The 23,399-nt window shown below is 68.5% G+C and carries 14 protein-coding genes; 8 read left to right on the top strand and 6 right to left on the bottom strand.

All coding sequences use genetic code 11. The annotated features are described in order from the left end of the window. Positions 1-3: 3 nt before the first annotated feature. The 3 genes from Pme01_RS26355 to Pme01_RS26345 form a co-directional block, all read right to left on the bottom strand. Complete coding sequence (locus Pme01_RS26355; protein WP_168117660.1) at positions 4-3,303, bottom strand: UvrD-helicase domain-containing protein; 3,300 nt, start codon at positions 3,301-3,303, stop codon at positions 4-6. Next, on the bottom strand, positions 3,300-6,401 hold the full coding sequence (locus Pme01_RS26350) for a PD-(D/E)XK nuclease family protein (protein ID WP_168117661.1): 3,102 nt from the start codon (positions 6,399-6,401) through the stop codon (positions 3,300-3,302). The genes Pme01_RS26355 and Pme01_RS26350 overlap by 4 nt, the downstream gene beginning before the upstream one ends. Positions 6,402-6,483: 82 nt before the next feature. Further along, the gene (locus Pme01_RS26345; protein ID WP_168117662.1) at positions 6,484-7,665 is read right to left on the bottom strand and encodes a hypothetical protein; all 1,182 of its coding nucleotides are present in this window, start codon (positions 7,663-7,665) and stop codon (positions 6,484-6,486) included. A 212-nt stretch (positions 7,666-7,877) separates the two neighbouring features. Here Pme01_RS26345 and Pme01_RS26340 point away from each other — a divergent pair, with 212 nt between their 5' ends. Further along, positions 7,878-10,964, top strand: coding sequence for a DEAD/DEAH box helicase (locus Pme01_RS26340; protein WP_168117663.1), 3,087 nt, complete (start codon positions 7,878-7,880; stop codon positions 10,962-10,964). A 196-nt stretch (positions 10,965-11,160) separates the two neighbouring features. Continuing rightward, positions 11,161-13,452: a UvrD-helicase domain-containing protein gene (locus Pme01_RS26335; RefSeq protein WP_168117664.1), complete on the top strand. Its 2,292-nt coding sequence runs from the start codon at positions 11,161-11,163 to the stop codon at positions 13,450-13,452. Positions 13,453-13,512: 60 nt separating this feature from the next. Here Pme01_RS26335 and Pme01_RS26330 read toward each other — a convergent pair whose 3' ends face one another. Beyond that, positions 13,513-13,992, bottom strand: coding sequence for a hypothetical protein (locus Pme01_RS26330; protein ID WP_168117665.1), 480 nt, complete (start codon positions 13,990-13,992; stop codon positions 13,513-13,515). 38 nt (positions 13,993-14,030) lie between these two features. Next, positions 14,031-14,807: a DUF7662 domain-containing protein gene (locus Pme01_RS26325; protein ID WP_168117666.1), complete on the bottom strand. Its 777-nt coding sequence runs from the start codon at positions 14,805-14,807 to the stop codon at positions 14,031-14,033. A 268-nt stretch (positions 14,808-15,075) separates the two neighbouring features. Between Pme01_RS26325 and Pme01_RS26320 the strand changes: the two genes are divergently transcribed. Genes Pme01_RS26320 through Pme01_RS26305 form a run of 4 tightly spaced genes read left to right on the top strand, consistent with a single transcriptional unit; the run spans position 15,076 to position 21,958 of the window. Next, positions 15,076-16,296 carry a DUF6361 family protein gene (locus Pme01_RS26320; RefSeq protein WP_168117667.1) on the top strand — a complete coding sequence of 407 codons (1,221 nt, stop codon included), beginning with the start codon at positions 15,076-15,078 and terminating at the stop codon, positions 16,294-16,296. Then, positions 16,283-18,061 (top strand): phospholipase D family protein, encoded by a 1,779-nt coding sequence (locus tag Pme01_RS26315; RefSeq protein ID WP_168117668.1) that lies wholly within the window; start codon positions 16,283-16,285, stop codon positions 18,059-18,061. The genes Pme01_RS26320 and Pme01_RS26315 overlap by 14 nt, the downstream gene beginning before the upstream one ends. Beyond that, the gene (locus Pme01_RS26310; RefSeq protein ID WP_168117669.1) at positions 18,058-21,222 is read left to right on the top strand and encodes a helicase; all 3,165 of its coding nucleotides are present in this window, start codon (positions 18,058-18,060) and stop codon (positions 21,220-21,222) included. Before Pme01_RS26315 ends, Pme01_RS26310 begins: the two co-directional genes overlap by 4 nt. A 43-nt stretch (positions 21,223-21,265) precedes the next feature. After that, a complete protein-coding gene (locus tag Pme01_RS26305) occupies positions 21,266-21,958 on the top strand; it encodes a DUF6308 family protein (protein WP_168117670.1) in 693 nt (230 codons plus the stop codon). Between the two features lie 22 nt (positions 21,959-21,980). On the opposite strand, the gene Pme01_RS26300 is transcribed toward Pme01_RS26305, so the two are convergent. Next, positions 21,981-22,556: an HD domain-containing protein gene (locus Pme01_RS26300; protein ID WP_168117671.1), complete on the bottom strand. Its 576-nt coding sequence runs from the start codon at positions 22,554-22,556 to the stop codon at positions 21,981-21,983. Between the two features lie 146 nt (positions 22,557-22,702). On the opposite strand from Pme01_RS26300, the gene Pme01_RS26295 reads away from it, so the two are divergent. After that, on the top strand, positions 22,703-22,873 hold the full coding sequence (locus Pme01_RS26295; RefSeq protein WP_168117672.1) for a hypothetical protein: 171 nt from the start codon (positions 22,703-22,705) through the stop codon (positions 22,871-22,873). Between the two features lie 249 nt (positions 22,874-23,122). After that, on the top strand, positions 23,123-23,296 hold the full coding sequence (locus Pme01_RS26290) for a hypothetical protein (protein ID WP_168117673.1): 174 nt from the start codon (positions 23,123-23,125) through the stop codon (positions 23,294-23,296). Positions 23,297-23,399 lie beyond the last annotated feature (103 nt).

Genomic DNA, 23,399 nt, shown 5'->3' with positions numbered 1-23,399 from the left:
GCGTCAGAAGGCGCGGCCGGACCGTACCAGTTCCTCCACCTGCGCCGAGGCGTCCCGCAGCCCGCCCACCACGCGCTCGTGGGCGCCGTACGGGGTCAGGAAGAGCAGCACGCACCGGCTGACGGGTTCGCCGGTGGCGGCCTCGACCGCCGTCGCGTACGCGGCCATCTGGGGGCGGTAGTAGTCCACCCGGGTACCGAGGGCGGCGGCCGGGGCGGCGTCGGTCTTGTAGTCGACGATCACCAGGCCGTCGTCGTCGCGGTACAGCAGGTCGACGATGCCCTCCAGGACCCGGTCACCGACGACGGTGCCGACGTACGTCTCGCGCCAGTGTTGACGCGCCGCGGCGCGCCGGACGACCGGCGAGCCCAGCGCCGCCCGGGTCAGCGCCGCGACGAGGTCGGCGTGCTCGCCGACCCCCTCGGCGAGGATCTGCGCCGCGACCGCGGCGTCCAGGCCGTCGCCGGTGGCAAGGTCGACGCTCTGCAGTACGCCGTGGACGGCACGGCCGATGGCGGTGCCGTAGCGGCCCTTGTTCCACGGCGGCAGTTCCAGGTCGCGGGGCTCCTTGGCCAGGCCGGGGTCGTCAGGCTCGCCGAGCGCGTTCGTGGCGGCCATCCTGGGCGCGTCGAGCGTGCCCTCCAGGTACGAGGCGCTCACCGCCGCCGAGCGGGCGGCCTTCGCCCGTACCGTGGAAGTTTGTTCCTGCCAGGTCCGGAAGGCCGGCGGCGGGGCAATCGGACCGACTTTCGCCCGGGCCCCGGCCTTGCCCGCCGCAGGCGTGAGGGGCACTACGGCAGCGCCCTCGGACGCCTCGGCCAGCAGTTCGGCGTTGGTGCTCCTGCTCTCGTCCGCCGGCGTCCGGGCCTTACGGTGCAGCGACACGACCAGGTGGTCGCGGGCCCGGGTACAGGCGACGTAGAGCAGCCGGAGCCGCTCATAGTGATCCATCTGCTCGTCGATGGGCTTGGCCGCGTCGAACCCGCGGGTCTGCACGCCGGCGCCGAGTTTGACGTGGAAGCCGCCGTCGCGGGGCCAGATGACGTCGACGCCGCGGTTGCCGCCACCGGGCCGGCCGCTCATCCCGGAGACGATCACGACCGGGTACTCGAGCCCCTTGGCCGCGTGGATAGTGGTGATCCGCAGCGAGTCGGTGTCGGTCTCGGGGAGGACCGCCTCTGCCACGCGGGAGCCCTCACCGCCCTGCCGGGCCGCCCACGCCAGGTACTCGCGCAGGCTGGCGTGCTCCGCGTCGGACCAGGCGCGGGCCTGGTCGATGACGAAGCGCAGCCGCCGCCACACGTCGCGGGTACGGGGGCTGGTCGCGGCGACCTCGAACACCCGGCGGTCGGCGGCGATCTGAGCCAACACCTCACTCGGGGCCAGCCAGGTGCGACGGTTGTGCAACCGTTTCAGGTACCCGACCGCGAGCGCGACCGCGTGGTCGTCCGGAAGGCCCTCAGGCTGCGGTGCGAGGATGTTCCACCGCCCGCCGGCCTGGTACCACGTCCACAGGTCGTCGTCGCCGCAGCCGAACAACGGTGACCGCAGCGCGCTGACCAGGGCGAGCGGGTCACTGGGGTCGTCCGCGGCGCGGGCGGCCATCAGCAGGTCGCGTACCTCGCGGGTGTGGTAGACGAGCGAACTGGCCTCGGCGTGGTACGCGATCCCGGCGGCGTCCAGGGCCTCTTCCAGGTTCGGCAGGCTCGTGCGGGACGGCACCAGCACCGCGATGTCGCGCAGCTCGACGTCCCGCCAGCGCTCGTTCTCGTGGACCTGCCACCGCTCGGCGAGGGCGGTACGGACGGCGGCGACCACGTCGGCGGCTTCGCGGTCGCGGAGCGCGCCGGCGTTCGGGTCGTCCTGGTGGGCCTCGTCGCCGAGAACGACCACCCCCGGGCCACCGGGCGCGGCGCCGCGGTCGGCGCGCAGCGGGCGGTAGGCCGGCTGGGAGTCCTGAACGGGCGTGATGAGCCGGTCGAAGACGTGGTTGATCCAGTCGAGGATCGGCGCGCAGGTACGGAAGTTGGTGTCGAGCACCACGTCCCCGCCGAGCTGCTGCTGGGCTCGAAGGTAGGTGGCGATGTCGGCGCGGCGGAACCGGTAGATGGACTGCTTGGGGTCACCGACGACGAAGAGGGCTCCGTCCGGTACCGGGATGTCTGTCCACTCCGGACCGGAGGCGCCGACCCCACCGGCGATCCGGACCGCCAACTCGATCTGGATCGGGTCGGTGTCCTGGAACTCGTCCAGGAGCAGGCGACGGTACTGCTGGCGCAGGCTCTCCCGTACCGTGGCGCCGTGGTCGGGGTGGCGCAGCAGGTCCCGGGCCAGGACGAGCAGGTCGTGGAACTCCAGCCTGCCCTCGACCCGGCGGGCCTCGGCGGCCTGGAGCGTGGCCGTCGCGATCCGGCGGGCCAGCCGGCGCAGCGCGACGTCCAGGATCCCGTCGCGGATCGCGAGCGCGTCCGCGGCGAGCTGGCGGCACTCGTCGCGGAGGCCGTCGAGGTCCAGCGCACGCCAGTTGGTCTTGCGTCCGGCCCGCCACCCCTTGGTCACCGCGCTCCCGAGGACCGTGAGCCGGGCCGGGTCGTCCGGCGCGGCGGCCAGCCGCCCGGCCCACGCCCCCAGATCGTCCAATCTGGACAGCATGGGGTCGTCGTCGCCGGTACAGTGCTCGGCCTGGGCGACCAGCCGCCGCGCCTCGTCGATCAGCGGGGTGACGTCCAGCGGCGGCAACGGGTCGATCGGCGCGGCGACGACCCGCTCCGCGAGCAGGTCCCAGTTGTCGGTGAACGCCAACGCTATCGAGCGCAGGTGGTCGAGCGTCGTACCGCCGGCCAGGGCCAGCAGCAGCGTGCCGGACAGGTCCGCGTCGTCGAGAATCTCGATACGCAGCGCCGCCCACCGGTTGTCGAACGCCACCCCGGAGGCCACCTCGTCGAAGACCTCGACCAGCGGGGGCAGGCCGGCCCTGATCGGATGCTCGGTCAGGATGCGCTGGGCGAACGAGTGCAGCGTGCCGATCGCGGCGGTGTCGAGGTCGTCGAGCGCCTCGGCGGCGGAGTGGCTTTCGAAGGCCGCACGCAGCCGGTCGCGCAGCTCCGCGGCGGCCTTCTCGGTGAAGGTCATGGCCGCGATGTTCGCCAGCGGTACCGGCGACTCAGGATGCAGCACGGTGGCGACGACCCGGTCGACCAACGACTTCGTCTTGCCCGAACCCGCGCCGGCCTCCACGAACAGCGTCTGGTCGAGCCGCTCGCGGATCACCTGTCGTGCTGGCTCGTCACCCGGTACGGTCACGGCGCGTCCCCGCCTTCGACAAGATTGAGGTACGCGGCAAGCCGCGGGTCGTTCTTCTTACGCGCCCACCGGTCGCGGTGCTCGCCGGCACCCAGTCCGTCCGGATCGCAGAAGGGGCACGGGATGCCGTGGCCGTCCTGCTCCGGTGGGCGGCCCGGGTACAGCCCGGAGGCGATGCCGTCCACGATGACAGCGAGCACCTCCGCGTACGCCCGCTCCACCTGCGGGGTGAGCTCCAGGGTCCTGCGCCTGCCGGCATCCTTGCGGAGGAACCAGTACTCGGCCGACACCGTCGCGTCCGGTACGCCCAGGGCGGCACGGGCGGCATACGCGTACACCGGAAGCTGGAGCTTGCTCCCCTTCAGGGTGGGATCGGCCTCGCAGATGCCCTGGAAACCGCGCGCGCTCCCGGTCTTGTAGTCGACGATCACGATGCTGTCCCCGACCAGGTCCACCCGGTCGGCGCTCCCCTTGAAGTGGACCACCCGGCCGTCCGGCAGGGCGACCGGGACGGCGTCCACGCCGCGCATCCCGAAGGCGAGCTCCGACCGTACCTGCCGCCTGCCGGTACCGGCGCGCAGCGCCTCGTCGTCGTCGAGGAACCCGTCGAGGTGGACGAGGATGCGAGCCAGCTCCTGGCGCCACAGCAGCGGGTGGCCGGTGGCGCCGCGGGCGGTCAGCTCGTCGCCGACCTCGGTGGCGATCCGGGCCAGCTCGGCGCGCTGACCGGCGCTCCACCGTGTACCTACGGACGCTTCCTGAGCTTCCCGGGCTTCCTGAGACGTGAAGAACCGGTCGAGGGCGGCGTGCATGAGGTTGCCGACCTCCAGCGGCGTGATCTCGACGAGCTCCTCGGGTGACTCCACCGGCTCGACGCGCAGGATCCGCCCGAGGAAGTACGCGTGCGGGCACCGCACCCACGCTTCTAGCGCGGTCGGCGACACGGTACGGTCGCCGGTCGGGTCGGGCAGGTCGTGCCCGGACAGGTCGCCGTCGAAGCGGGTCAGCGCGTCGCCTCGCCGCGCCTCCAGCATCTGGTTGGCCGCCTTGACGATCGGGTCAGTTGTCAGCGCCTCGGGATCGGCGGCCGCGGCGCGCACCCGCCACTCGTGTTCGCTGGCAAGCTGATCGGTGTGGGTCAGGCTGGCCGCGTACGACGGCGACCCGTCCAGGCCCGGCAGTTCCTGCCAGCGAGTGGCGTCGACCTGTGCCCTTCCGGACAGCGCGCGCAGCGATGGCAGCAGCCACCGCGACGGCAGCCGGGTACTGCTCTTGCGCAGGTTGCCCCGGGGAAACGACACGACACACTCGGGCGCGGCGGCGAGCGCGGCCAGCAGGTGGCGGCGCTGGCGGTCGAGCCGCTCCCGCGGCGGCGCCAGTTGGCCGCCGGTCAGCGCGCGGACCCGCTCGGGCAGCAGCGCGTCGGGGCGCATCCGTCCGGGTACCAGATCCTCCGCGACCCCGACGACGAAGACGAGGTCGGCGTCGAGCCCGATCGCACCGGACAATCCGGTGACCAGGATGCCGTTGCCGAATCTGCCGTGCCGGGGCAGGTCGCCGGCGAGTTCCAGTTCGAGCGTGAGGCGCAGCGCGGCGAGGCTCGCGGTGTTCTCCACCGTGTCGAGGCCGGCCAGGCCGGTCAGGGTCCGGGTGACCTTCTCCGCCGCGCGGTGCTCGTCCTCCGGCAGCCCGCCCTCGCCGTCGAGGTTGCCGACCAGGGCCTCGTACAGCCCGAGCGCCCAGGCCGACAGGTCGGCCCACGAGCGCAGGCTCTCGCCGTCCCGCAGCCGTTCCTGCAACCCTCTGACGAACCGGCCGAGGGCCTCGGCGGACTCGGCGTTACGCTCCCGGCGCTCGCTACCGGCCTCCTGCCGATCCACGGCGGCGCGCTCCAGCGCCGCGTACGCCTTGAGCCGGGTGTCCCAGTCGGTGCCGGCGACGACCCCGGCGGTCCGCGAGATCCGCTCCCAGCGCGCCGCCGGTACCCGTTGCCCGTGGCCGTCTTTCCCGTCGCCGTCTTTCCCGTCGCCGTCTTTCCCGTGTCCGTCGCGCACCGGTGCCGCGGACAGCACGGCGAGAACCGCGTCGCGGCGCCAGTTGAGTTTCGGCAGGTCGAGAACATCGAGCAGTACGCGGGCAAGGGTGCGCTCGATCGTCGGGCGTACGCCGCTGCCGTTCCACGGTAGTTTCGCGGCAGCCAGGTGTTCGGCCAGCAGCCGGGCATAGGGCTGGGACGATCCGTACAGCACCGCGATGCGGTGGGCCGGTCTGGTCTGGAGTGCCTTTGTGACTTCCCGGATAACGCAGCGCACCTCGTCGTCGGCGTCCGAGGCGTGCAGAATCCGGCTGGCCGTTGGCGCCTTCAATGTCGTCGTGTGCTTTTGACGCAGGCAGCGCTCGATTCCGGCATCGGCGCGCTCGTCGCCGGCCAGCGCCGCAACCGTCCGCACGTCGCCAGCGTCTGCTAGCGCGGTGACGAGAGCCGACGCTCCGAGGGACAGTTCCTGCGGCTGGAACAGCACTACCGTACCGATCTCGCGCGCCAGTGCAGGGCAGTGCTGTAACGCCTGCACCGCGGCCCGGCGCAGGTCCGCGACGTCGTACCAGCCTTCGACCAGCCGCGCGACGACTCTCCGGTGGTGGCGTACCACGTCGGCGGCGATCTCCTCGCCGCTCCTTTCGACCGCGGTGAGGGAGTTCTCGTCCACCTCACGGAGTTCACGATGGGCGGCAACAAGCGCCCGCACCGTCGCAGGATGGTCCTTGACCGGGGCGAAGACGCCGGCATCCTCTGCCAGCACGTCCCGCCAAGCGGCGGCGAGGACCGCGTCCGTCACCGGGCGCCGCCGGCCACCGGCGACGAGGATCGGGACGGCCAGGCGCTCGGCCAGCCGGTCGAGGGTCAGTACCGACAGCGCCGCGATGCCCGTTCGTCCGTTCAGCCCTTCGGCCAGCGTGCGCCGGGTGACGACACCGGACAGGTGGGTCGGTACCAGTACGGTCACCGGGGTGAGGGGGTTGTCCGCCTTGAGGTCGGCGAGCTCGGCGCGGAGGGCCGCGTAGGACGGGGCGCCGTAGCGGGTCCACACCACCGACACGACTCGACCGCCTCCCCAGGGGTGCAGGCGCGGGTGCGCCCGGCACGCAGGGAGATCGGCAGAGAGTTATGTCGGTTGAGGCTTATCCGAGATCCCAGGTGGCTTCGTCGTCACCTGCGAGGAGCCTTATGTCGACACTGCGGCAGATCTCGTACCAGAAAGGGTCTTTCACCCGGGTGACGAGCAGAATGGCGTCGGCCGTCACGCCCGCGCCGGCCAGCCGTTGCCGGTACTCCAGGAGCTGCCCCAACCCGAGCCGCAGTTGGTCGGTGTCGTTGCCGTCGAAGCAGCTCTTGATCTCCGCGATGACCTGTCGGTTGTTCGCGCCGCGCCAGGCCACGTCGACCGGCGGGCTCGTCAGCTCTCCCGCCTCGATGCCCCGCTTTGACAGGTGAGCAATCAGTTGACGGCAGAGCGCGTCGTGCTCGGCGTTGGCCCGCTCGCGGGCGGCCGGGCTGGTCGGCTGGACCTCGGGGTAGTCGCCCTCGGCAGGCTTGCCGCGGTAGGGCCGGTCGAAGCCGGTCGGCTCGGCGTCGAGCAGGTCCTCGTCGGGGAGGGTCGGAAGCTCGACATCAGAATCGAAATACAGCACCTCGGCGGCCGCCCAGGCCCGGGCGGCAAGCTCCGGGTCGTGCCTGGAGGTACGCGGTAAGCGCGCAGCAGCCGCCGCCAGCCGAGCGTTCATCAGCCGCGCCGCCTGGACGACCGCCGGCTGATCGACAAACCACTTGGCGTTCTCGACGTCATCGATGTAATACCGAACGGCATCGCGGGCGAAGGACCGCAGCAAATCAGTGCCTTTGAAGATCACCAAGTCATCCTCGCTGAGGCTGCCCGATTTCAGCGCCGCCTTCATTGGGGAGGAGGCCAGGCGCAGCTGGAGGAAGAACCGGCCGGGCCCCCAGGCGACGATGAGGGCTTCCGTATCTCCCACCGTCAGCCGGAGCCACTTGTCGACCGTTCCGTCGTTGCCCGTCAGCGCCCAGCGCTCACCGCCGGTCCGGGCGGCCACCGGCACAGTCAAGCGGATCGCCGTTCCAGCAAACGCCAGCGCGGTCGCCTCGAACCGGTCGTCATCCGACTCGCTCCTGAACGCGGCCCGCATCTGGTCCAGGGCCGCGGCCGCGGCCGGGAGCGCTTCGAAGTCCTCGAAATCATCGGGGCTGCTGAAGACCCACTCCGCGACGCTGCGAGGGTCCGTCACGTCCCAGAGGCGCGCGTATTCGTACGCCGCCAGTTCCGTTGTCAGCTTGTCGACGTCCACGCCATCCCCCGCCATCGGCCTTGATGTGCAGCGGCCGGTGCCGCTTTGCGGGAATCACTGTGACAGTCAGGATGGGTTTGCCGGGGCAGGGTTAACCGGTTGCACCGTCGCATGACCAATCCCGCCACTAGCCAGCAACCGAATTCTCCGGCGCCGAGTAGTAGCACGTCGGGTGATCGACGCGATCATCGAAACTGGCGTACGTTGCCCCGGTGACGGATCTTGCACGCGGCGCATACGAGCACCTCATCACCCGTCGACTCGACGAGCAAATGCTGCCGGTCGCCCGAGACCTGGTAGATCGGCAACGGCTTGACCCGTCCGACGCCGACGTCGTGCTGTCCCGCCACATCGCAGGGCTGACCCATCGGGCGCTGAAGGCCGTCTCCGGCGACGACCGGGAGCGGCTGGCCCGCCAGGTGGAGATCGCCAACCGGATCGCCGAGGCGATAGCCGACCTCTCCCCTGCGGCCGTCGAACCGGCCGACCTCGTCGCCACGCCGCCTGACCTGTTGCTGCGAGCCATCGTGGACCGGCCGGCGGCGCCCGCCTCGGTCGTGTTTCCGCCCCGCCCCGAGACTCCGCTGTCGGCCGGGGCGCTGCTGGTCAATGGGCGTCGACAGCCGCGCATTGGGCACGAGGTGGCCACCGAGATGGCCTCGGCCGATGAGGTGGACCTGCTGTGCGCCTTCATCAAGTGGCACGGCGTTCGGCTGCTGGAGGAGCCCATCCGCCAACTGATCGAGCGGGGCGGCAGGCTCAGGATCATCACGACGACGTACATGGGGGCGACGGATCAGCGGGCGCTGGACCGGCTCGTCCAACTGGGCGCCGAGATCCGCGTGTCGTACGAGACGAAGACGACCCGGCTGCACGCCAAGGCCTGGCTGTTCCGGCGCCACACTGGCGCGAGTACCGCGTACGTCGGCTCGTCCAACCTCTCGAAGTCTGCGCTGGTCGACGGCCTCGAATGGAACGTGCGGATCGCCGCGCTCGAACAGCCGCACATCCTCGACACGTTCGAGGCAACCTTCGACGAGTACTGGGACGACCCGGCGTTCGAGGAGTACCTCCCGCAGCGCGACGGCGGCCGGCTCCGCCAGGCGCTGCAGCTCGAGTCCGGCACCGGCTCCCCAGGGCTGGCCATCGACATCACCAGCCTCGACGTGCGGCCGTACGGCTACCAGCGGGAAATCCTCGACGAGCTGGCCGCCGAGCGGGAGGTGCACGACCACTGGCGCAACCTGGTCGTGATGGCGACCGGTACCGGAAAGACCGTCGTCGCCGCGCTGGACTACAAGCGGCTGCGCGACGCCGGTACGGTCAACTCGCTTTTGTTTGTCGCGCATCAAGAGCGCATCCTGCAGCAGAGCCGGTCGGTGTTCCGGCACGTGCTGCGCGACGGGAGCTTCGGCGAGACATTCGTCGGCGGCGAACGGCCGAACGAGTGGCGGCACGTGTTCGCGTCCGTGCAGTCGCTGCACCGGCGCGACCTCGACGAGCTTGATCCGGCCCGGTTCGACATGGTCATCGTCGACGAGTTCCACCACGCTCAGGCCCCGACGTACGCCCGGCTGCTCAACCATTTGAAACCGCGCGTCCTGCTGGGGCTGACCGCGACGCCCGAGCGCTCGGACGGCCAGGACATCCGAGGCTGGTTCAATGGGCGCACCTCGGTCGAGCTACGGCTATGGGAGGCGCTGGAACGACAACTGCTGGCGCCGTTCCAGTACTTCGGCATCCACGACGACGTCGACCTGTCCACGATCCGGTGGAAGCGTGGGCAAGGGTACGACCAGGGCCAGCTGAGTCACCTGTACACCGGCCACCACGCCCGGGCCCGGCTCATCCTGCAGGCGGTGCGTGACAAGGTCGACGTCAACCGGATGCGCGCCCTCGGGTTCTGCGTCAGCATCCAGCACGCCGAGTTCATGGCCGACTGGTTCCAGCGAGCCGGTGTACCGGCGCTCGCCGTCACCTCCCGGCCCGGGGAGGTCAGCCACGACGAGGCCGTGAAGCGGCTGACCCGGGGCGAGGTGAAGGCACTCTTCACCGTCGACCTGTTCAACGAAGGCATCGACCTGCCGGCGGTGGACACGATCCTGATGCTGCGTCCGACCGAGAGCGCGACCATCTTCCTGCAGCAGCTCGGGCGCGGTCTGCGGCTCGCCGACGGAAAGCCGTGCCTGTCCGTCCTGGACTTCATCGGCGGCCAGCACGCCGACTTTCGCTTCGACCTCCGGTACCGCGCGATCACCGGCATCAGCCGGCGTGAACTGGCCCGCGACGTCGAACACGACTTCCCCACCCTGCCGGCCGGCTGCCACATCCAGCTGGACCCGGTCGCGAAGCAGGTCGTGCTGCGCAATGTGCAGGCGGCGCTGCGGCTGCGGTGGCAGGACGTCACCGCGGAACTGCGCCGGCTCGGGGACGTCAGCCTCGAGACCTTCCTCGCCGAGACCGGGCTTGAGCTGGAGGATCTGTACCGCTCCAAGGCTCGCGGCGGATGGGCCGGGTTGCGGCGCCTCGCCGGGCTCGATGTGTCCCCGCCCGGACCGCATGATGCCGGGCTGAGTTCGGCGATCGGGCGGATGCTGCACCTCGACGACGTCCGGCGACTGGACCTTCTGTCAGAGGTGGTTAGCGGCTCGCGGCCGCCCGCTGGGCGCTTGGCTGCCATGCTGCACGCGTTGCTGTGGGGCTCGTCAGGCGAGGCCGAGGAAGGGTTGGAGCGGCTGTGGGCCGTTCCTTCGCGCTGCGATGAACTGCGGCAGGTGGCTTCGGTGCTGCGGTCGCGGATCCACCGGGTCGGCCGGCCCATCGACCTCTCCGGCCGGATTCCGTTGACGCTGCACGCGCGCTACAGCCGCGACGAGGTGCGCGCCGCCTTCGGGGTCACCGCACCGGTGCGCGAAGGCGTGAAGTGGGTCGAGGCCGAACAGGCCGACCTGTTCTTCGTCACGCTGAACAAGACCCTGGAGCACTACTCCCCCACCACCATGTACGAGGACCGGGCCATCACACCTGAGCTGTTCCAGTGGGAGTCGCAGAGCACCACGTCCACGGCATCGCCGACCGGCCAGCGGTATGTGAACCACGCTTCCCGGGGTTCGTCGGTGCACCTGTTCCTGCGGGAGAGCAAGGAGAGCGACGGCGACCTTGGGGTGCCGCCGTTCCTGTACGCCGGACGGATGCGGTACGTGCAGCACAGCGGGGACCGGCCGATGCGGATCCTGTGGAAGTTGGACAAGCCGTTGCCTGCCGATGTGTTCCATGCTGCGCGGGTCGCGGCGGGATGAACCGGTCACGGCCGTCGGCTATCGGTTAACCCTTGACAACGATCAAAGATCGTCGACACCAAGCCGGACGATTAGGGCGCTGTACCTAGGTTCCTGACATTGACCGTAGGGCTGAAGAAATTGACGCCCCGACCCCCTAAGGTACATGCACCGACTGTAGTGACGTCGTTCGGTGAACGTGGCGGAGGTCCAAGGAATGCCCAAGGCGGATGAGCTGGCCCGGGAACAGGCCTACCTCAACCATGCGCGGCAGATTCGCGAGCAGAAGCGGGAACTGCGCCTGGACGGTACCGGAGCTAAGGCCAACGGGCACCGTCGCGGCAAGATCTCCAACGAGGGCACGCGACTCAGCGACTCCCTCGGCTCTCCCGACGCCCCGGTCGCCATCGGGCGGGTGGTCGACAGCGATATGTCCCTGTACATCGGACATGCGTCGGTCAGAGCCGACGACGGTCGTATGCTCGTGATCAACTGGAAGCTGCCCGCAGCCGAGCCGTACTTCAAGGCCAACCATCAGAATCCGCTGGGGCTACGGAGCAAGCGGACCTTCAAGATGGAAGGCCACAAGCTTGTCGACTTCGAGGAAGTCGTCTTCAAGGCGCTAGCGCGCCAGGTCGCGGCCTTGGAATCGACGGTCAAGGAACCCTTTCAAGGGCCAGACGGGTCGCTGCTCCAGGAGCTCGACTACAAGCGCTCAGGCGAGATGCGTGACATCGTCCGCACCATCCAAGCCGCCCAGTATGAGCTCATCACCGCACCGATGGATCAGGTACTGGTGATCCAGGGCGGCCCGGGCACCGGCAAAACCGCGATCGCGATGCACCGGGTGTCCTGGCTCCTGTACAACCTCCGCCAGAATCTGGCACCGCACAACGTGCTGGTCGTGGGACCCAACAGGACCTTCACCCGGTACATCAAGGGTGTACTGCCGAGTCTCGGTGACCACGACGTCAGGCACGTCACGGTCGCTGACCTGGCCCCGTCGATCACCGTCGGGCGAGCAGAGAAGCTTGAGACCATCCGCCTCAAGGGCGAAGCGCGGATGAGCAGACTTATCCGGAGAGCGCTGTCGTTGAAGGTGTCACCACCGACTGAGGCGACGGTCGACGGGCTTCGGGTCGGGGCTCGCCCCCTGCGCTTGACCGTGGACGCCGTGAACCTGGCGTTCCGGACCGCACTGGATCAACGTGGCCCCTACGCCATCCGGCGCCGCTCCCTGGCTGACACGCTCTCAACGCTGATCCATCATGAGGCCCGCGATCTGCCGGCCGCAGTCCGGGAAACGACGGCCCAGGAGCTGACCGAGCGGATGTGGCCGCGCGTCACCGCCGCAGGTCTGCTGCGGGAGCTCTTCGCGACCCGGGAACGCCTTTCCTCGGCAGGCGAGGGCGACTTCAGCGACGAGGAGCTCAGTCTGCTGCACCGGCGGCCGCGGACAAGTGTCACCGAGGAGGTATGGAGCCAGGCTGACCTCGCCCTACTGGACGAGGCCGACCACCTCATCCAGGGCGAGCCGAACAAGTACGGTCTGATCGTCGTCGACGAGGCGCAGGACTTGTCCGCCATGCAGCTCCGATCTATTGCGCGGCGGTCAAGCAGCGGAGCCATCACGCTCGTCGGAGACATCGCCCAGTCAACGGGCGCCTCAGCGCGCGACAGCTGGAAGGATGTCCTCGCGAACCTACCCCGCAAGCAACTGCACAAGGTGGAGGAGCTCAAGTACGGCTACCGCGTTCCGCGGCAGGTATATGAGTTCGCGGCGCCACTCCTCACGACGGCCGCCCCTGAGGTCGCAAAACCGGCCGTCGTGCGTATCGGGCCTGCCGATCCCGGCCTGCACCACGTGACGCGGGAAGACCGCGCTAGGACCGCCGTACGGATGGCACAGTCCCACGCCGGGAAGGGCAGGTTTGTCGGCATCGTCTGTGCTGACTCCTGCCGGGCGGAGGTGGAGCGAGAACTGAACGAGCAGGAGGTGGACTGGCGGGACGCAGACCAGGGCGAACTCGGCAGTTCCATCAATGTAGTCAGTCCGCACGGCGCCAAGGGACTCGAGTTCGACAGCGTCATCGTCGTGGAGCCGGCCGAGATCGTCCAGGCCGATCCGCGTGGCGAGCGGCTGCTCTACATCGCGCTCACCCGTACCACGAAGTATCTCGAGGTCATATATGCCGACCCGGCGGTACGACACCTCAACCTGCCCGCAGAGCCGGTGGAGAGCCCACGGGAGAAAGTCCTCCAGGAGGTGTCGAAAGATCAGGCGCTTGCCTCTGCCGCTACTTCCACTCCTGCCCCTGTGCCTGTCGCTACCCGGCCTATCAGGTCACGACCGACGCCGCTCGTTGAATCCATCGCTCAGGCGCTCGCCGATGAGTTACGGCAGAAGGCCGCGGAGACGGTAAAGGAAACCATCTATGCGGAGGTCGTACGCCGGGCAGCTGAACTACTCGCCGAACCAGAAGCGGAACAGTCGTCTGACGGCAGCTGAATCCGCGGGAGAAACAGGGTCTTGTCGGCGTGAAGGATCGAAGCCCACGATCAGTCGGAGTCAGACGAACGGTGGCAGCCATATGTGCATGCCGAGGGCTCGAAACCGCTGTGGTTCATCGCGAATCGTCCACCAGTTGCGGCGGGTGAACTGCACGGTTTCCTCCTGTCTCGGATGCCGCTTTCCCAGTGCCTGGCAGATCGGGGCGAGGCCCTCGGTCGGGAACGCGAGTATTCCGACGACGGAAAACGCCTCCAGCAGCACGAGGGTGTACCACTCAACGCCCGGGATCCGATGGACGAGGTGCTCGTTGATCCAGGTGCCGGCAGGGTTGGCCAGGTAACGCACCTGCACCTTCATCCCGTCTACCAGTACGAGATCATGCCCGGCCTGGACCCGACTGGCAGCCAAGATTCCGCCAGTGAGGGCAGCGACAAGCTGTTCGCTGAACTCAGCGAAGGGATCGCGATTGGACGCCGGCAGGCCGAGCGTGGCCAGGAACGCCTGCCGCGCAGGCCGGTAGGCATCCAGCGCCGCCATGAGCTCCGCGACTCGGGCGGAGTTCGCCGATGCGGTACTCATCCGAGGTTGACAATCTCGGCGTCGTCAGTGGCGTGTGCATGGACAAGCGCCGCGTTTTCCGCTAACAGCCGGCCGGCCTTGCGGGTCAGGTCGAGCGGCCGAGGCTCGCCGTCGAGGTAAATCATCGCATCAGTGGCGATTGCCAGCTCAATTGCAGCGCCACGAGCTAGGTCCTCATGGAGCAGCGCATTTATGCGCAGGCTGGTCTGCTGGGTGGGCCCGGGATTGCGATAGTTTCCCGCCAACCGACGGCGCAGGTTTTCAGTCTCACCGATGTAGATGCGGCGGCGGGCACCGGGAATGGCGGAGGCCAGGGTCAGCCGGTACAGACCAGGCACGTTGTCGAGGCTGGGGAACAACAGCTTGCCGCCGGCGTCGAGGGTGACAGCGCCGGCTGGCTGCCAGGCCAAGGCGACCCGGACGTCAACCAGCTGGCGGGCCGGCCCTCCGTTGGAGAGCCCACTCGACGGCGGGACCTCGGCTGAGCAGTGGGCCGGCCTGGTCGCCTGAGTGGCAGTCGGCGCATCCTGGCCCGGTCGGATGAAGCGCACCCGGCGACGATCGAGGTAGACCTGCTCGACGTGGTATCCGGCCGTCAACCAGGACGATGCCTGGACGTGGCCGCTATTGGCCCACCATTGACGCTGCGCCACGGACGGCGGTAACCCGCCGACCAGTTCGGCGATCTCGTCGAAGCTCATCTCGATGTTGCACTGGCCTCGGGCCGCAGCAGCGGACAGGTGGCGGGTCAGCGGGTGGTACTTGCCGGCCATGGGCACCTCCCCCTTAGTTCCATGCAGCCGACCAATCCCGTCGTCCGCTCACGCCACAACATCAGGTACGCCCTCCCGGCCGGCCCCGCGATCCGTTCTCGCACGCGGTAGGGCCCGCCCGTAGATCCACCGCAAGGACTGTTCACGATCAGCCATCCGCACCGTAGCCGTTCGTCAATCAAATCGTTACTGTCCAGACAGTCAAGGGCGCGCTGATGGCTTCGGGCCGTCTGGACCTCACCGAATCGGACCGACGAATCCGGAGACCATGACTTCCATCATCGCGTGGCTAGATACGTCCGCGGATGAACAACGACGCGTGCGTGAACTCATCGCACTGTTCGCCCAGACGGAGAGCCGGGACGAGCTGGGTATCGGCCAGATCCGGGACGTCTTCAGCGACGCGCTCTTCCCCGGTACGTCCGTGATCCAGACCCGCGCACGCTATTTCCTCTTCGTTCCCTGGGTTTTCCGGGACGGCGCCCAGCGGCGACTGTCGGGACCGAAGCTGAAGGCATGGACCGACCAGCGGGAACGACGCCTCATCGAGGCACTGCGACAGGCTGGTGAGAGCGAAGGATTGATCGGCCGCCGAGCCGGCCCGGCCGTCAAGATCTTGCCCTCGGCTATCTACTGGTCAGGGCTGACCCGGTACGGCATCCTCACCCGTGACGCAGCGCCGGACCAGTTGCAACGGGTTGTCGCCGCTGGCCCGGCAGATGGCGCGGACGAGTTGGCGACGCGCGTGCAGGGTGACTGGGCACCGACTCTGCCTGCCCCGCCGGCAGAGTTTCCGGAGTCGGTAGAGGGCGGGTTCGCCATGCCGCGTCATGAAGCGGCCTGGTTACGGGAACAGATGATGAGTGCGGCGCCGGGCACCCTCCTTGCCCACCTTCTCGGTCATACCGATCCCCCGGATCCGGACAGCGGGGCGCCATGGGAGGACACCGCCTGCCTGGCCGCTCCCACAGACGTCCGTTCGCTATTGCGCCACGCTGAGCTGTTCTCGCTGGCCGTCCACGGAGCCGCTCTGCTTTACAACTTGCTCCTCGGCGAGCGCTACGAGAGCGCCGGCCACACCCGCGTCGCGGAGCCGGCTGACAGTTACCGCGACCGTATCGACGAGTGGGCGAAAGAGTGTGCTGACCTCGCCGCCGCCCTGTCCGCGTGGGATCGCGACGAGTTCTGGTCGCTGGTGCTGCGAAGCAACCCCCGCATCAGCCTGGCCACCCGCCTGTTCGTCAACGCGTGGCTGGACGCGATCTGCTCTGGCCGAGCGTCCGCGGTCGCTGACGATCAGGTACTGCGTGACCTCGTTGCCCGGCGGGAACGGCAGCAGAAGAAGGGGCAGTCGCGGTTATCCAACGAGCGGCTGTTGCGAACGTGGTCGGGCGCTTCGGGAAGTGCCCAGCTGACCTACCGCTGGTCGCAGGTACGCCGCATCCTCACCGACATCCACGCCGGATTGGGGCACGATGCTGGCGCCTGACTCCCGCGCGGTCCTGCTCGAGCAGTTGCGCCCGCCACTGGGGTACCGGCTCGACCGGGCGGTCGCCACGACGTTCACCCTGGACCTCACCGCCGCGCTCATACCGCCGCTGGCCTTTGCCGCGTTCGAGGTACGCAGCACCCCGGACCCGGTCGCGGTCATGGAGGCGGTCCGGTCCTGCACCGACCGAGTCGACGTGTTCTGCCAGGCCGGCCAGATCACGGTCCCGCAACGCGCCTCGGACCTGATGGCGTTTCTCGAGCCGATGGTCCACGAGGTACGCCGTCCCCGGCCGGGATACCTCTTCCACCCCAAGCTGTGGCTGCTGCGCTACGTCAGCGACACCGACACGGCGTACCGGCTGCTGTGCCTCAGCCGCAACCTGACCAATGACCATAGTTGGGACGCGGTACTGCGCCTCGACGGCGAGCGCACCAACCGTCCGGCCGCGCTGAACCGGCCGCTGGCGGACCTGGTCCGGGCGCTGCCCACCATGGCACGGTCGCCGCTGCCGGCTGAGCGCCGGCAGCGGCTGGCAGACTTCGCCGAGGACATCCGCCGGATCGAGTGGGAACGCCCGAACGACGTCCGGGAAATCGCCTTCCATGTGCTCGGATTGGCTGGTAACCGCAGCAATCCCGACTTCAGCGGCTACCGGCACCTGGTCGTCGCGCCCTTCTGCAACGATCAGGGCCTGGATCGGGTCGCCCCCTCGAATGACGTCACCGTGGTTTCCAGAGTGGAGGATCTCGACCGACTCGCCCCGTCCACCGCGTCACGCATCGACGCCCACGTCGTTAGCGCACTGGCCGGGCTGGAAGAGAGCACCGACCCTGCTGACGGGAGCGAACTGTCGGTGCTGTCCGGCTTGCACGCGAAGCTCTACGTTGTGGAGCGCAGCCGGCGGGCCCATGTCTTCCTCGGCTCCGCCAACGCCACCGACGCGGCGTTCGGCGGCAACGTCGAGGTACTCGTCGAACTGGTGGGCGGCGCGACCAAGCTCGGCGTGGAGACGTTCCTCGGTGAGGACGCACCGTTCGCCCAGCTGCTCGAAGAGTATGCCGTTGCCGGGGGCGAGCCGCCCGATCCGCAGGACGAGGCGCTGTGGGCGCTGGAGAACCTCGTCCGCGACCTCGCCGAAATCGGATACGCCGCAACGGTGGAACCAGCCGATGGCGGCCACCGGCTCAGCGTCACGAGCGACCGACCGCTGGCGTTCCCCGATGGTTACCAGGTCAGTCTCGAGTTGCTGACCCGACCGGGGCAGGCGTGCCGCCAGGAGCCGATGAACCATTCCCAAGCTGTTTTCGAGCCGATCACCACCGCGGACATCACGCCGTTCGTCGCGCTACACGTCGAGTCACCGCAGGGCCTGCGCCGCGGCACTGTGATCCGGGCCGTCCTGGTCGGTGACCCCGCCGGCCGCCTCGATGAGGTGCTGGCCCGGCAGGTCGACAGCACCGAGAAGTTCCTCCGCTTCCTGGCCCTGCTGCTCGGACTGTCCCAGGCGGCCGTTCCGCTCGAGTTGGCCGGAGTCGAAGGCGCCGGCGGTGACGGCCGCTTCAGTACCGGTTCCGGCATCTTCGAGATGGTCGTCCGCGCGTTGGCCGACCAGCCGCAGGCCCTGGCAGACCTGGATCGGCTGGTCGCGCGGCTGCGCTCGAGCGAGGCGGGCCGAGATGTGCTGCCCGAGGGCTTCGAGCAGCTGTGGGATGTCATTGTCGCCGCACACCGCAGACTTCCGAAGACGAAGGTGGACCGATGAGCAGGGCGAGGGAACGGTTCACCGCAGCACCCGTCCTGGCGGGCCTGACCGCGTTCCAGCAAGCCACTGTCGCGCACGTCGCCGATCGTTTCTACGGCCCGGAGCCGTCCACGCGGTTCCTGGTCGCCGACGAGACCGGCCTCGGCAAGAGCCTGGTAGCCCGGGGCGTCATCGCCCGCGCGATCGAGCACCTGCAGGACGACTCGAGCGTCGACCGCATCGACATCGTGTACGTGTGCTCCAACGCCGACATAGCCGACCAGAACATCCGGCGCCTGGACGTCACCGGCGACCCGCATCTGCCGTTCGCGAGCCGACTGACGCTACTCCCCAAGCACTCCGCGCGGCTTGCGGATGCCGACCGGCACCGGTTCACCAAACCGGTCAACCTGGTGTCGTTCACTCCCGCTACCTCTTTTGAGATGGGTTGGCAGACCGGCAAGTCCGAAGAGCGCGCAATGCTGTTCCTGTTGCTGGCCGACATGCTCGACCTGGATGGGTACCGACGAACCGCCGCACTGCGACTGCTGCAGGGCGGGGTCACCAGCCTCGATCGGTTCGCCGGTACCGTGGCGCGACTGGAAGCAGAGCTGGTCCGCGGTGTCGATCCCGTTGTCATGAAGGCGTTCCGGAAGGCGGTGCGACGCGGACTCGGCCGCGAGTTCGAAGCGCTCGTCGAGGAGATGGGGCGACGCCGCAGCGTGCCCGACGAGCTGCGGCACGACGTCCGTACCTTGATCGGGAGGCTGCGCGGAGAGCTGGCCAGGGTCAGCGTCCATACGCTCGAACCGGATCTGGTGATCCTCGACGAGTTTCAGCGCTTCCGGCACCTACTCGATCCCGAGAGTGGAGGCGAAGCGGCCGAGCTGGCCCACCACCTATTCGAGTACGGCGACGCTCGGGTGTTGCTGTTGTCTGCGACACCGTACAAGCCATTCACCTACGTCGAGGAGTCGCTCGCCGGCGACGACCACCACCGCGACTTCCTCCAGACTCTCCGCTTCCTCGCCAACGGCCGCTCGGGGTTGTCAGCCGACGATGTCGCAGAGAACCTCGCCGCCTACCGGCATGCCGCCGTTACCGGCGCTCCGTTGGAGCACCTGACCGCCCGCCTACGCGCACAGCTTCTCCGGGTGATGTCCCGCACGGAGCGGCCGCAGTTGGGCAACGACGGGATGCTGGTCGAACACCTCACCACCGCGGCCTCGGTCGAGGAGAAGGACCTGCTCGGCTATGTCGCCCTCCGCGAGGTCGCCCGCGCCGTGGACGGCCAGCTTGCCCTCGACTACTGGAAGTCCGCGCCCTACTTCATCAACTTCATGGACGGGTACCAACTCGCGGACAAGGTACGCAAGGCACTGGACGACCCGGACCGCGCGCTGACTCTCGGGCCCCTGCTTCGTCGTACCCAGCGCATCGACCCTTCCGCGGTGCGCCGCTTCGACCCGGTGGACATGGGCAACGCCCGGCTGCGGCAACTCGCCGACGAGACGGTCGCGCCGGGCTGGTGGCGGCTGCTGTGGGTACCGCCGTCCCTGCCGTACACGGCGTTTGAGGGGCCGTACGCGGAGCCGTTCGCCGAGCAAGTCACCAAGCGCCTGGTCTTCTCCTCGTGGGCGGCAACGCCGACGGCCGTCGCCGCGCTGCTCAGTTACGACGTCGAGCGGCGCCTGGCGGAGGGCAGCCGGCTGGCCGAGAACACTCCGGCCGCTCGGCGCAGAATCGCCACGCGGCTCTCGTACCGGCTTGACAGCGGGCGTCCCGCAGCCATGACCAGCCTGGCGCTGTTCTGGCCCACCCCCGGCCTGGCCCGCGCCGCAGATCCCCTCGCTTGGGCCCGCCGCGAACCGGACCGGACGCTGACCGCGAGCGAGTTGGAGCAGGCGATCGCCGGGCAACTCGCGGCACATCTCCCGGCTGGCGACGACGCCCAGAGCGGTGGCGGCGAGGCCTGGTACTGGGCCTCCCAGCTCAGCTGGCCAGACTCGCTACCCGCGGGCCTTGACCGGGACACCATCATCGCGGCACTCGGTGGAACGGCGACCGACGAGGACAGTGGCGACGATCCGACCGGTCTGGCGGCACATGTCGACGTCGCCTTGCGCGCTCGCGCCAACGCTCTCGACCTACCGGCCCGTCCGAACGATCTGGCCGTCACCCTCGCGGCCATCGGGGCCCACTCCCCCGGCAACATCGCCTGGCGGGCGCTCGGCCGACTCCTGAACAGTCAAACCGCCGTCACCCCCGAAGGCCACTGGCGCGCAGCGGCGGTGTTAGCGTCCGGGCTGCGCAGCCTGTTCAGCCGTCTGGAGGCAACGCTGCTGCTCGACCAGCTGCTGCCCGAAGAGGTGTACTGGCGGGCCGTGCTGCGCTACTGCGCCTGGGGCAACCTGCAGGCCGCCCTCGACGAGTACCTGCATCACCTGGCACTCGACGGCACAGCCGGCAGCCTCGATGACGGAAAGCTCATCGACCTCGCCGACCGCGCCCGGAACGCGATCTCCCTGCGCCCGTCACGCTACGAGGCCTTCGACCCGCTCAACCCCGACCGGCCGATCCCGTTCACCAGCCGATTCGCGCTCCGGTTCGGCAACAAGCGCCAGACCGACGAAGGTGGGCGGCACTCCGAGGTTCGGCAGTCCTTCAACTCACCGTTCTGGCCGTTCGTACTCGCTACGACCAGCGTCGGCCAGGAAGGCATCGACTTCCACTGGTGGAGCCATGCCGTGACGCACTGGAACACCCCTGCTAACCCCGTCGACTTCGAGCAGCGCGAGGGTCGAGTTCACCGGTACGCGGGACATGCCGTGCGCCGCAACATCACCCACCGGCATCGCAAGAGCATCCTCACCTCGGAGGACCCGAACCCCTGGGCCGCCGCGTACGCCGCGGCCACGGACGAGACCGCCAACCTCGGCGATTTCGCTCCGCATTGGATCTACCCGGGGCCGGCCCGGATCGAGCGGCACATCGCCCCGTATCCGCTGAGTGGCGATATCGCGCGGTTGGAGCGGCTCAAACGGGATGTCGCGCTGTACCGGCTGACGTTCGGCCAGCCGCGACAGGAAGACATGATCGAGTTGCTGCGACGGCGGGCCGACGGAGAGGCCGGCGACCACCTACAGGACATGCGCATCGACCTGACGCCGCCGAGCGTGTGACACCGGTCCCCATCGCTTCGCATCATGAGAGGAACAGGATCGTATGGCATCACGGACGCCGCCAATTCGGGTCGCGTGCCACGTAATCGACGATCCCTTCCAGGTATTCCGCGACTACTGCATCGACTACCCGAACACACTTCGCCGGTACGACTGGGCGCAGGTTGACAGGTTGAGGCTGTCGCCGGAAGTCGTTTCGGCGAGCAGGAGCTTGTTCAGCAGGATTAGTCGGGAACAGGAACTCCGCCTGCTCAGCCTGAATGTCAATGCGCCATGGGACATCGTCCCGCCTGACGCTCGCCTCCATGACGCCGATCCACTCGTCCGAGACGGTCTCTACGGCAGAGCCTTAACGCTCTACAACCACTTCCTCCACCAGTCCGGAGATGGAATCGCGGACGCCAAGGTGAGCAAGTCCCTGCACCTCACCCGGCCGGCGTTCTTCCCGATCCTTGACACTCAAGTTCTGAAGCTGTATCGCACTTCAGCGCAGATAGCAGCACGGGACCTCTCCGAGGCGGGAAGTCCGTACGCACCACCGCGACGTGCTTTCTGGGAAGCGTTTCGGCAGGATGTCATCCGAGCGGGCGACGGGCTCGCTGCGTTACGTGACGCTGCCCGCAATGATGACCACCCGGTCGTAGCAGAGGCGGCGGACCAACTCAGCGACGTACGCATCATCGACATCCTCGCGTGGTCCATCAGTAGACAGATCGCCAGCACCAGTTGGCGATGACAGGCGATATCCGGTCAGGGAATCAAGAGGTACGGAAGGTGGTAAGCCAATTCAGCGGATTCCCAGCAAGCGCGGCGTCGGCCAGACGTAGGGCCGCAGCAGTCTTCAGCGCACTACGCGAACTGTCAATCCAGCGCTGAACGGTGTCCGTGCCCTGGTGGCGGTACTCAACCGCCTGTACCAGGCACTCGAGCTTGTCGGCGTCGCGAGCCACGACGGCTTCGAGCGTCTCCGCCGCCTCGTACTCCGCGACAGCCGCCCTGATGGGATCGGCGACCTCCGGCGGGCACGCCGAAACCTGGTCTGCGGTCACCGTCTCGTTGTCGGCCGCCGTCAGGTAGCGGCGGCCAATGTGCGGGATGTCGCTGACTCGCGTCTCCTGGGTGTCGTGCAGCAGGCACAGGAGCGCCACGCGGGCCGGATCGGCACCTTCCATGCCCGCGAGCACGATGCCGATGATCGCGGTACGGAACGAGTGCTCCGCGATCGACTCGGGGTCGCTGATGCCCGCTATCCACCAGCCGGTACGTTTGGCCCTCTTCAGCATCCCGGCTTCGAAGATGAAGCTCATCGCGCCGGCTGCTTCGGTGTCAGTCATCGCCTCGCCCTGTCGCCGGTGAGTCCGCCTATTCGCAGGCCGTAGAGGACCGACGTTAGCTCTCGCCGGGACTGATCGGATATCCCACCCTCGTCCAGCAGCCGCTCGCCCCGGAGCAACAGGTCGCGCCCGACCGCTGGAGCGTCGTGGACGAGATCTCGGCGCGCGGCGAGCAGCGCCCAGATGGTATGGACGTTCAGATCGACGAAGGTATGGCCCGCATGGAGTCGCTCGGTGAGGTGGCGGAGCAGACCTGCGCCCCGCCAAGCCGAATCGTCATCGACCATGAAGGTGTCATCGTGTTGACGTTGGCGTAGCTCGCCGACTCAGTAGGCCCAGTAGTTCAACCCTGCACGCTCACAGGCGTCGTCAGGGTGCCCGCGGGCGATGAAGTCCCGAAGTAGCCGAGGGTCGCCCTGCTTGGCCAACGAGGTCGCCACCGACCGAGCATCCGGCCAAAACAACGACCAGGTGTGGAAACCTGCGGGCACAACGGACGCACGAGTCCGACCCCGCAACCAGCCTGCCGTGTCGCCATTCGGATCCATCCCCGCAAGGAAGCACGCTTGGCGATGAAGGAGAACCTGGGCTGGATCCCGCCGGTCAGCGCGATCAGCAATGACTTCGAGGTTGGCGAAAAACGTTCTTCGCTCCCCGCATTCGAGAAGGGGACGTGGTGCGACCGGACCCCGACGCGCTGCCCGAACGCATCGTCCAACACTGCGAGCAACTTCGGGTGAGCGCCAAGTCGAGCGAGCCGCGCGCGAATCGCCACGATCTGGCCGTACGCAACAGAGGTGAACGGTCGGCGCCCCGATTCCCAGCCTTGAACCTGTCAACGAC

It is taken from the genome of Planosporangium mesophilum, assembly GCF_016863255.1.
GTDB lineage: Bacteria > Actinomycetota > Actinomycetes > Mycobacteriales > Micromonosporaceae > Planosporangium > Planosporangium mesophilum.
This window is presented reverse-complemented; position numbering and strand designations above follow the sequence as displayed.

Excerpts from the sequence above, each read along its gene's own strand:
- Pme01_RS26310 (WP_168117669.1), top strand. The coding sequence starts at position 18,058 with ATGAGCAGGGCGAGGGAACGGTTCACCGCAGCACCCGTCCTGGCGGGC.
- Pme01_RS26325 (WP_168117666.1), bottom strand. The coding sequence starts at position 14,807 with ATGGCCGGCAAGTACCACCCGCTGACCCGCCACCTGTCCGCTGCTGCG.
- Pme01_RS26330 (WP_168117665.1), bottom strand. The coding sequence starts at position 13,992 with ATGGCGGCGCTGGATGCCTACCGGCCTGCGCGGCAGGCGTTCCTGGCC.
- Pme01_RS26300 (WP_168117671.1), bottom strand. The coding sequence starts at position 22,556 with ATGACTGACACCGAAGCAGCCGGCGCGATGAGCTTCATCTTCGAAGCC.
- Pme01_RS26305 (WP_168117670.1), top strand. The coding sequence starts at position 21,266 with ATGGCATCACGGACGCCGCCAATTCGGGTCGCGTGCCACGTAATCGAC.
- Pme01_RS26320 (WP_168117667.1), top strand. The coding sequence starts at position 15,076 with ATGACTTCCATCATCGCGTGGCTAGATACGTCCGCGGATGAACAACGA.
- Pme01_RS26335 (WP_168117664.1), top strand. The coding sequence starts at position 11,161 with ATGCCCAAGGCGGATGAGCTGGCCCGGGAACAGGCCTACCTCAACCAT.
- Pme01_RS26315 (WP_168117668.1), top strand. The coding sequence starts at position 16,283 with ATGCTGGCGCCTGACTCCCGCGCGGTCCTGCTCGAGCAGTTGCGCCCG.